Annotated in this window: 3 protein-coding genes; all 3 read right to left on the bottom strand. The window is 67.0% G+C overall.

All coding sequences use genetic code 11. The annotated features are described in order from the left end of the window. Window positions 1-180, bottom strand: a 180-nt coding sequence (locus tag Y705_RS19380) for a CoA transferase (protein WP_173401082.1), incomplete at its 3' end; no start/stop codon positions are given. A 34-nt stretch (window positions 181-214) separates the two neighbouring features. Next, window positions 215-1069, bottom strand: coding sequence for an SLC13 family permease (locus Y705_RS19375; RefSeq protein ID WP_155850046.1), 855 nt, complete (start codon window positions 1067-1069; stop codon window positions 215-217). A 34-nt stretch (window positions 1070-1103) separates the two neighbouring features. Further along, window positions 1104-1778: SLC13 family permease (locus tag Y705_RS21380; protein ID WP_253908588.1), on the bottom strand; the 675-nt coding region annotated here is incomplete at its 5' end.

The raw sequence follows: 1778 nt of genomic DNA, 5'->3' as shown, positions 1-1778 counted from the left end.
GGGGCCCACGAACGGTGGCCCCCAGCCCCGGGTGTCATCCCCCGAGCCGGGGTTCTCCACCTTGATCACCCGGGCGCCGAGGTCCCCGAGCATCATTCCTGCGTGCGGTCCTGCTAGCGCACGGCTGAGGTCCACCACGAGGTAGCCACTGAGGGGTCCTGCACTTGTCTCCGGTGTCATGTGCTGTTCCTTTCCTGGGAATGATATCGGGGGCCTACAGCCATCCCGGAACCACGAGGATGAGCCAGGCGATCACCGGGCCGGCAACCACCACGAGCGCGCCATACCCGAGAATCTGCCGGTAGAAACGGTCCTTGTCGGTTCCCTCGGGGGCGTTGGCGAGAACCAGCGCACCGTTGGTGGAGAACGGCGATACGTCGACGATGGTGGAGGACACCGCGAGCGCCGCCACCACGCCCACGGCACCCACCTCACCGGATTCGAGGAACGGGATGGCCAGCGGGATGAGGGCCGCGAGAATGGCTGTCGAGGAGGCGAAGGCCGAGACGACGGCGCCGATGTAGCAGATGAGGAGCGCGGCAAGCAGCGGCATGCCGAGGCTCGCGACGCCGTCGGAGACGTATTCGATGGTGCCGGCGGCCTGGAGGACTCCGACGAAGGTCAGCATCCCGCAGATCAGGAGCACTGTTGACCAGGCGATCTTGTTCACCGCGCCGCTCTGCGCCTTGGGTGAGATGAGGGCGAGGATGACGGCCACGGTGATGGCGACGAATCCGACGTCGACACTGAAGCCGAGGGCGATGACCGCGAGGGCGATCAGCCCGAGGATGGTGGCGGTCTGTGAGATCTTGTCCTCGCGGGACTTGGTGGCGACAGCGCCGTCACCGGCGGGGTCGCGGGGGCCGTAGGTGCCGCTGCCGGAGCCCTTGAAGGTCACGTCCGCCGCTCGGGCGCCGGCGCTCAGATTCATGCGTGCTTCAGCGGCTTCCTCCACGAAGTGGGCGCCGAGGTCCCCGAGCATCATTCCTGCGTGCGGTCCTGCTAGCGCACGGCTGAGGTCCACCACGAGGTAGCCACTGAGGGGTCCTGCACTTGTCTCCGGTGTCATGTGCTGTTCCTTTCCTGGGAATGATATCGGGGGCCTACAGCCATCCCGGAACCACGAGGATGAGCCAGGCGATCACCGGGCCGGCAACCACCACGAGCGCGCCATACCCGAGAATCTGCCGGTAGAAACGGTCCTTGTCGGTTCCCTCGGGGGCGTTGGCGAGAACCAGCGCACCGTTGGTGGAGAACGGCGATACGTCGACGATGGTGGAGGACACCGCGAGCGCCGCCACCACGCCCACGGCACCCACCTCACCGGATTCGAGGAACGGGATGGCCAGCGGGATGAGGGCCGCGAGAATGGCTGTCGAGGAGGCGAAGGCCGAGACGACGGCGCCGATGTAGCAGATGAGGAGCGCGGCAAGCAGCGGCATGCCGAGGCTCGCGACGCCGTCGGAGACGTATTCGATGGTGCCGGCGGCCTGGAGGACTCCGACGAAGGTCAGCATCCCGCAGATCAGGAGCACTGTTGACCAGGCGATCTTGTTCACCGCGCCGCTCTGCGCCTTGGGTGAGATGAGGGCGAGGATGACGGCCACGGTGATGGCGACGAATCCGACGTCGACACTGAAGCCGAGGGCGATGACCGCGAGGGCGATCAGCCCGAGGATGGTGGCGGTCTGTGAGATCTTGTCCTCGCGGGACTTGGTGGCGACAGCGCCGTCACCGGCGGGGTCGCGGGGGCCGTAGGTGCCGCTGCCGGAGCCCTT

The sequence above is a fragment of the Arthrobacter sp. H41 genome, from assembly GCF_000520535.1.
GTDB lineage: Bacteria > Actinomycetota > Actinomycetes > Actinomycetales > Micrococcaceae > Arthrobacter_D.
The sequence above is the reverse complement of the archived record's forward strand: the minus strand, read 5'-3'. Positions and strand labels throughout refer to the sequence as shown.

Coding starts and splice junctions, on each gene's coding strand:
- Y705_RS19375 (WP_155850046.1), bottom strand. CDS start 1,069: ATGACACCGGAGACAAGTGCAGGACCCCTCAGTGGCTACCTCGTGGTG.